At 40.4% G+C, this 8866-nt stretch carries 6 protein-coding genes and 1 pseudogene; 5 read left to right on the forward strand and 2 right to left on the reverse strand.

The features are described from left to right. Positions 1-441 precede the first annotated feature (441 nt). The 5 genes and pseudogenes from A3761_RS11995 (at position 442) to A3761_RS12015 (ending at position 7037) form a co-directional block, all read left to right on the forward strand. On the forward strand, positions 442-1137 hold the full coding sequence (locus tag A3761_RS11995) for a hypothetical protein (protein ID WP_068739383.1): 696 nt from the start codon (positions 442-444) through the stop codon (positions 1135-1137). 2 nt (positions 1138-1139) lie between these two features. After that, complete coding sequence (locus A3761_RS12000) at positions 1140-1694, forward strand: hypothetical protein (protein ID WP_068567434.1); 555 nt, start codon at positions 1140-1142, stop codon at positions 1692-1694. Positions 1695-2070: 376 nt separating this feature from the next. Beyond that, positions 2071-4536 carry a hypothetical protein gene (locus A3761_RS12005; protein ID WP_068567525.1) on the forward strand — a complete coding sequence of 822 codons (2466 nt, stop codon included), beginning with the start codon at positions 2071-2073 and terminating at the stop codon, positions 4534-4536. Continuing rightward, on the forward strand, positions 4523-5509 hold the full coding sequence (locus A3761_RS12010; protein WP_068750270.1) for a hypothetical protein: 987 nt from the start codon (positions 4523-4525) through the stop codon (positions 5507-5509). Before A3761_RS12005 ends, A3761_RS12010 begins: the two co-directional genes overlap by 14 nt. Positions 5510-5876: 367 nt before the next feature. Further along, a pseudogene (locus A3761_RS12015) lies at positions 5877-7037 on the forward strand (IS30 family transposase). Between the two features lie 41 nt (positions 7038-7078). Here the strand turns inward: A3761_RS12015 and A3761_RS12020 are convergent. Both A3761_RS12020 and A3761_RS12025 read right to left on the reverse strand, forming a co-directional pair. Further along, entirely contained in the window at positions 7079-7366 is a 288-nt protein-coding gene (locus tag A3761_RS12020) for a hypothetical protein (protein ID WP_068567069.1), read from the reverse strand. A 1-nt stretch (position 7367) separates the two neighbouring features. Then, on the reverse strand, positions 7368-8552 hold the full coding sequence (locus A3761_RS12025; RefSeq protein WP_231878239.1) for a site-specific integrase: 1185 nt from the start codon (positions 8550-8552) through the stop codon (positions 7368-7370). Positions 8553-8866 lie beyond the last annotated feature (314 nt).

Here is an 8866-nt window from a genome sequence, read left to right on the forward strand (position 1 = left end):
TCCCTTTGGCTTACAGACTCTCTAAATCCATTTAAATAATACGCTTAGTTTATCACGGAGATAGGCTTTAGTTCAAACACACAAAGAAAGTGAAGCAGAGCTCACATAAACCAACTTCATACATCAGAGCCGTAACGAAATAAGACTGTTATAATCGATGATCTAGCAACTCGATTCATAAGCGGTTTAGGGATTTACCTACTGTGACCTCTCTTAGACAAAATTATGAATGTTAATACCATCGATACGACGATCGTAACATTTATCACTAGCAGCACGCTTGGTTGAGTATCGCTGCTAATAAAACAGATATATTTAGTGACACAAATCACTTTTTTAACTGAATAGCTTAGAAGCATAAAAAAAATTTATGCTTCTCCTAACAAAAACCAGACTTTTATCTCAAAACTTAATACCCGTTCTTTATTATTTTAAACTACTATGGCTGTCCTACACGGTGTCATAGCAGACCTTCGAGGGGATAAGTTTATTCATGGGGCTGTTTCGGCCTTGGCTTCGAAGATTGGCAGTGCTGCTACAAGAGGTTATGGTGACCCTTTAAGCATTCAAAGAACAGTGGCCGTTGCGACGTTTGGTGGACTGGCTTCTAGGGCTACCGGTGGTGACTTCCTGCAAGGCGCTATGACCGCAGCTATGGTTCATTTGTTTAATGAACTCACAACTAGAGTTATGGACGATGATACTAGACAGTTATATGTTAAAGAAATCAAAGGATTTACTGCAAATGACCTTTTAGTCGCAGGACATAAAGCTTATGGAATGACTTTTGATCAAGATGGTATTAATGAACTAGCGGAGTACATTCCTAGCGTTAATGATCCTGAAGATGCTTATTTACCTAAGGGCATTAGACGTGATTACATAAGAGTTCGTTTGCTTGGAAGAGGCGGCTTCTTATCAATGATAAGAGCAGACTATAACGTCTTAGCTTTGTCTGAGATACCCAATGTACTAGAGCAGGTCTACGATATTTTTACTGGTGTTACAGCTCTTGAGAGAGCTAGTGCGTTTATAGATTTCACTAACTCGACTATCGATGCTACGACCTTTAATGATCACAAAAGTGAAGATGTCTTTAGGTTTTACTCGAAACAACACAATCTTCGGGAGCCGTGATTATGAAATACCTGGTTTTGATTTTACTGTGTGCGAGCTTTGCATCTAGTGCATCTGAGCGTTGTTCTATAGAAGACATCAAAAGCAAAGAGGTCTCGAATTTTGAAAAATTCAAAAGTCATTACTCTAAAAGCAATGACTTATTAAAGGCAGGCCTTTTGTTTCCAGGTTTATCTTCTTACCAAACGCCTTACTTTGAACTTATCTTGCCAGAAAGGTACAGGCTTGAGAGTGTTCAGGGACAAGTGCATCTCGCACAAACGCCTATGCATAGCTATCTGGGGTGTGAAATGCTAGCCGTAGTAAATGATATGGTACCAGCAAGTATGATAACTTTCGGTGGAATTCACGATTGTGATATCTGTAATGACCGCGAGTTAAGTAGATTTATAATCTCTAGAGAAAATGGACAAAGGGCTAGCTTGATTCGTGTAAAAATAAAGCGAGCACCCGAATTTTATTATATTTTCAATTCTTCTCACTACATTGTAGTGTTTGACTTTAATGAAGAGCTAGCTTCATTTATATACTGGTACCTTAATAACTCCGATCAATAGCTTGGTGGCATGGTTCGTTGTTCGGCGACAATTTGAATGCCCGCTTTAGGCTTTTCACAGTCTTTAGGAATCGCTGATTTCCCTTTCTTTGAGTGGTTAGCCAACGACGGTAAAAGCTCGAAAGCGGACCCTGGCCAAAATTAGTTTGCCACTACAACATAGTACTTTGCCTACTAACGGCCAGAAGCGGACATTCAGGTTATCTTAATACTACTTCAAAGCATTAATAGAAAAATGGCTTCCGATCAATTGTATAATCTGTAACACTCATCTTATATGTTTGGCTCCAAAATCTAGCAAACAGGAAAGGATCCAGCTATTTATCAATAGCAAAAAATAAGAGGGAACATACTTGATTAACAGATTTAAAATCTGGATGAATTCAAAGCCTTGGTTTTGGAAAATCCAATCATGGTTAAGATCGATTGGTTTCATCTTAGAGCGCAATGCTTATAAAACGCGCATCGCCACCAACAAAGCAAAGTATAACTTCAATATTTTAAGCTCCTTCACATGGCTTGGGATGAAAAGTCTATTCTGGGTTGTTTTATGTTTAGCAATTCTAATCCTTGCTGAAGATCATCTTGAGAACGACCTTTCTTTACTATCGCCATTTAGTCTCGAAGAAATGAAATTTAATATTGATCAGCTCAGACTATATGCCCAATTACTCACAGCAATATTCTCGATCTATTTCGCCACAATTGGAATTATACTGAGCACCGGTTATACAAAGCTTCGTCGTGACATAATACAAATGCTAACTAATGAGCAAGTTGGAAGTATTTATTCACGTGTTTTAGTGCTTGCAGCGGTTTTCTGCTTGGTTGCAACTGCATTACCTCTGCTTGGGGTCGAGCCAGGTATACTCATCTACTTAACAGGCACAGTTTTGACTTTACTGAGCGCTTTAGCATTATTTCCTTTAGGTCAGAGATTGTTCAATTTTTTTGACCTTAACCAGCTGGTTCGAAGTGAAATACTACCAAACATAGCTGACGATATTAAGGGTGCGGCAAACCGTCGTAATTCAGTTTCGTTATCAAATTATCATTCTAAAGCAGCACAACGGGCCCTAAATCAACTCTTTTATATTGATGATCGAGTCAAAGCTGACAAGGAAGGGTTGGACGACAATCTACCACAGCTTAGCGAAGATTATTCAGCCTTATTGCTGCACTACATTCAACAGAAACACACAATCGACCAAGATAGTTATTGGTTCCCTCGACTACAAAAACACAAGCAGTGGTTTTTGGCTGGGGACAGCGCAACTTCTATGGCATTAAGAACGTGTAGCCAGGAAATGCTTGTCGAAATGAAGCCAGATCATCAGTGGCTTGAAAATGAAATTATTAATAAATTGGCCGGCCACGTCGAGTTAGCATTTCAAGACGGAGACTTAAATTTAGCCTTAAATCTCATCAGTAAGTTTTCAAGTCGTATTCCAGCATATTCAGAACGATTTCAATTTGACATTGGAATCAAAGAGATAAAAAAGTTCAAGGAAATCATAGAGCATGCGTTCGAATATCCAGATATAACAGCCGACTCAAACAACTCAAGAATAATAATTGGTATCGCAGATACATGGGTTACGCTGGGAAGCAACCTATGCATCGAAACTTTACGCAGAATGATAACCTTTGAGAAAGACTTGAAACGTTTTTTTGAGGTCGATGAATGGAATGAGAAGGCTATGCAGCGCCTACCCTCCTTTTTGCAACTGGAGCTAGACATAATCGCTAAACGCATAGAGTTCGAGAAAAAAATCGAAGGAAAACGCCTATCTAAACCAAAATACGTTCAACAATTAGCAGTCCAGAGACTACTTCAGCACTACTCAATATTGCTACCCGAAATATGCGATTTTTTTAAGGATATTATTCCAAGTTTTGTAGAGTCACTTGTAAAGATAAAAATGTCAGAGGCCGCAACACAGGTTGTCCTATCAAGCTTACATAGTTACTGGAAACTACCTCGTTGGTTTGACGAGATATCTCGGCTAATAGAGAGATATCAAGGATATGAACACTACAACGAAAAGCCGTACATATTTCCTGATATTGATGTCGCCACATTAACTAAACAACTTGCTTCTTCTAGAGATGAAGCCATTACGAAATTAGGTAGCGGATCCATCGTTCACCATATCTTCGAACCAAGACACGATGAGCAACTTCCGGATCATTTTGGACAAATTTATTTCGAACTTGCCGAAGCTTGTATAAGTGCTCTTGAACAAAACGATGAAAGCAAGCTAGACAAGGTCCTTCCAATGTTCTTATCCCTCGGCTTCCTCGCAGAAAATTCGAAATTCAAGGATCCCTCTCTCGATGTAAACGACGAATTTCGACTCCATCTTTTCTCAACCGTTATCAATGATATGGCTTCCGTATTAGGCTTTGCGATTCTATATGGAGCTTATTTCGACAACAAAAAACTATCAACTAACGCTCTTTCCAAATTTGATTCGTGGATTAAATCCATTAAGGATAAAGAACAATATCTCAAACGAATGCTACTTCTTTCAAACACTAGAAGCTTCAGTATGAGTGCTTCTCCTCGAGACCTAATCCGGATTAACTGGAAAATGTCTTTTGAACGTCGAGCTAGAGAAGATGGTTTTCTAAGCCAAGGAGATACAAGAAGAGGTAATCAACATCCAGATAAAATAGTGAATGAATTTCTAGACCCACTTTCTGAAGCGTCTCATCTTTTTTTTGCAAAACAAGTTTTACCTCAACTTAAACCAATTGACTTCGATGTCGACCATCAGATTACTGGCCTTGCTAGACGATTACGGGAAGAGGATGAAGAGGTAAAACATGAAAATCACTAGGGATGAGCCCTTACACTGGTTTGGCTTTCGAGATGAGAAAGTTGAGCTAGTTGATAAAATCTTTATAAATCCTAGAGAGAATACTAGAGAGTTCCATCGTGGAATGTTTGATGATGACTTTTCAAGGGTTTTTAGTTTAATGAACCGTGGAAAAGGAAAGCTGTTCGAAATAGATTCGAATGATTCCGATCTCACACAGAAGTTGCTTCTCAGTATTAAGAAGCCACACTCACTATCTGGAAATGACGAAATAATTCGTCGGCTATTAGAGGAAATAACCCAGTCGCTTACTTGGTGCGGAAAAGCATACTATTTCGTTCACGAAGAACAAGAAAAAATACATATAACGTCGCTAAGTTCAGTTGGTATAGTTAGCCTCTTTGGAACACTTATTCAATGGGTTCCCAAGCGGGTAGAAAGACACTGGGATAAAGATGACGAGGATATTCCTAGAGTAATACGTATATTAGATAACTCTAGATTAATGAGTTTCAGCATGCCTAAGCCTTTGAAACGCATGTTATCAAAACAAAACAAAACATTTTCTACTCTTGATAAACACAATCTTGATGAAACCAATTTCAATGCACAGGCCACCTACGAGAATCCAAACCCTACTAGTGATTTCAATTTCGGTGAATGGAAAGAAACGCGAGATGATGCCTTCTATCATGCGACGAAAAATACCGGCTGGACTGGAAGGAAATACGATTCATCACAACGCTCAGACTTCTTCGATTGTCATCGACTAATACGTTTCCGACGAAATCAACTTACGTTAAGAGATGAAATATTAAACCAGCTAAGCCACGAGCTCACCAAGATAGGCAAGAATTACAAAGTAGAGTTTTCGGTTAAAGTATCAGGATCTAACGAGTTACCCACTATCTCGCAACTAAACGAATTAGAAAAGAAACTAGAGCGAGAAGAATTGGGATTTAAGGAAATTCTAGACTACTGTTACGAGTTCTGAATGACTGCTTTAAACATTATATGTACGCTAGATTTTTAACGAACGTCTGGAAAGGGTCGAAAGCCGCAAATCGTTAGTATTTGAGCGGGGTGTATTAGAGGCAGTCTGAACGTCCGTATCCAGAAAATTTGCGACTTATTGAGCTCGAACGCAGAAATTGAGCTGAAGGGCTAGTTTGGGTTGTGAGTTCAAATGAACTAAGGTTTCCTTCTGCAAGGTCAATAGCCATTTTATAGCTGATCTGAAGTAATCACTACGACAACAGGCCTTGGTATCTAAACCGCAAGCTTTACAAGCAATAACACTGTAGATTCAAATGGTCATTGCAACAGTTGGACTAAAATACTGATTTGCATGAGTACTTTTGATGAAACGAGCAAAGCGAACTTTTACCCAGGGCGAGAAAGATCTTGTCTTCAACTTATGGAAACAAGGAACAGGATTCAGTGATATCGGCCGAGTACTGGACGCCGCACCTGGCACTGTATTCACAGCTTTACGTGAGTCAGGCGGCATTAAACCGAGCCCAAGAACAAGAAACTCACAGCATCTAACTCTCGAGGAACGAGAAGAAATCAGAGTGGCGCTATCAGCGAAGATGTCGATCAGAGCTATTGCCCGTATGCTGAACCGTTCTCCTTCCACTATTTCCAGAGAAGTTGCTCGTAATCGTGGACGACGTTATTACAAAGCCGTTGATGCCGATAATCGCGCGAAACGTATGGCCAAGCGGCCTAAGTTTGGAGCTTTAGAACTTAATCCAGAGTTGAGGCTAGTTGTGATGTCGAAGCTAGAGCTGAAGTGGTCTCCAGAACAAATATCAGGCTGGTTACATGTAGAGTATTCCCGCAGAAAGAATATGCGGGTCTCACATGAGACAATCTATAAATCAATATATGTCCGCGCTAAAGGCGTTATTCACCACTCATTCACTCAATACCTCCGTCGAAGCAGGCCAATGCGCCATAGTCGGCACCACCGTCGAAGCGGAGATAGAAGCTTCACCAATATTGTTAACGGGATATCAATCCATGACCGCTCTAAGAATATAGAGAACCGTAAGTCTCTTGGTCATTGGGAAGGCGATTTGGTATCAGGAACAAAAAACACCCATATTGCCACGTTAGTTGATAGAAAATCTCGATTTACTATCATCCTCAAATTAGCGGGTAAAGATGCTAAATCTGTCCACCAGGCGTTGCTCGCCACATTTAAGAAGATGCCGGAACAATATAGGAAGTCTTTGACTTGGGATAGAGGTATGGAGCTTGCGAAACATGCTGAGCTAACGAAATAAATTGGTTTGCCAGTTTACTTTTGTGACCCTCAGTGCCCATGGCAACGTGGTACAAATGAAAATACCAATAGCCTAATTAGGCAGTATTTTCCGAAGAAAACTGACTTATCGCCACATACACAAGAGCGGTTAAATGAGGTAGCTACCCAATTAAACGAACGACCTAGAAAGACATTGAAATTTAAGACTCCATCGCACATGATTGATAAGGGTGTTGCGATGATTGCTTGAATCTACAACTACTAAAGTTAAAACTATAAGTGATGCCTATATCAATACAGTTCAGAAAGCCTAGCGTTGAATTTGCTCTCTATCTCTTCGGTAAGCTCTGCCTGGGTGATCGCCTCCGAACTGATGATCATCTCATAAACCCAGTTGGAAACTGCCGCATAGTTATCGCTATTTGAAAGGCTACCAAAGAACGTCACGAGCTGACGTTCGTACTTTGGGATACCGAACCGGAAACACAACCCCTCCCCTAGATTACCTACGGTGGAGTCGACCTCCAATTGAAGTCGCTCAAAAGTATTTTTATTATCAACTACGTATAGCATTGTCATATTATTTTTCACCTTCTTCCATATTTGGAATAAATTGACCATCAAAACGACTCGACAATAAAGAATCCATTGCCGAACCGTCTTGTCTCGTGAGGTTGGGGACAAAACGTGAGTAAACACTAAACAGCATTTTTGTATTAGAGTGCCCCATCTGGCGCGCTATCCATTCAGGATTTTCCCCTGAAGCTAGCCACAATGTTGCAGCAGTGTGACGAGATTGGTACGGCCTTCTCTTTTTAATACCTAGCGTTTTTAATAGCGGGTACCAAACTCGCTGCGTGACATTACGGTGATTCAATGGCCCGCCATTTCGAGTACAGAAAACATATTCACTGTCTTTATATGTATTCTCTTTTTGAGCTTTTAGCGCGTCGAGGACAGGCCCTGACATCGATATATCTCGGTATGATGACTGCGTCTTTGGTGTCTCCTTACGCCCCTGTACAATGGTTTCACTTACACTAATCGCTTTTCGCTGAAAATCTACTCGATCCCATCGAAGACCGTCAATTTCCGCAGTTCTCAAGCCGCTGAAGAAGCGCACAATGTAATAGTTTCGATAGTCTGGCCGAACGTTACTAACAATCGTTTGAACCTCTTCTAAAGAAAAAGGATCTACCTGGCTTTGTTCAACTTTAAGAGGCTTAATCTTAAAGAATGGGTTTGGAAACTCATATCTCGCTGCAGCCTCTTCTAGAATCATCCGTAAAGGCGTCATGATATGGTTAATACGATCATTACTGAGAGAGCGCTTCTCGTCAGTACTTTTGCGAGCAAGATCAGCGCGAAACTTCAGAATTAAGTGGCGCTCCACAGCGTTAACATTGAGGGAGCCAAATTCAGGAACCAAATAGTTGTCGATTGTGCCTCTAATTATCTTTGTATATGATTGTTTCCACCTAACATCATTCTCATTAAACCAAGCCTCGCAAAAATCTCTGAACAAAGGGGTAGAGTTTTTTACGAGTGTTTCACTTTGTCCTTGAGCTTTTTTACTTGCAGGAAAGTAAGCTTGATAATCAAAAGAACCAAGGGTGATTTCCGCATCTATCTTAGCCAGCACCGCCTGCATCTTTTTGCGATTAGCGACCGTATCCTTAAGACGCGTGTATTCACGACAGCGGTTTCCTTCAAAACGAAAATCAAAATGCAGATATCCATTTTTACGAACACCTATGCTAGACACGGCACGCTCCCCCATTCATCATTGGAATAACATCGTTTGAATTCTCTATCGATGTTGTAAACAGTGTTTTCTCAACCTCTTCCCAAATGTATAAAACCCTCTTCCCTCCAAATGGCCGAATGTAATGAACCCCCTCAAAAAGATACGTATCTTTCAATGAGTCATTTATATATTTCTTATGATAAGGAATAACCTCGGCAAGCTGAGCTGCCGTCATGTATGTTTTAATCATCATTTACGCCCTCTATGCGCTAAACGTGCACCACAATCACATACTACAACACGAGACGTGATTGTCAAGCACGCTTATGGCT

The sequence above is a fragment of the Oleiphilus sp. HI0123 genome (genome assembly GCF_001635315.1).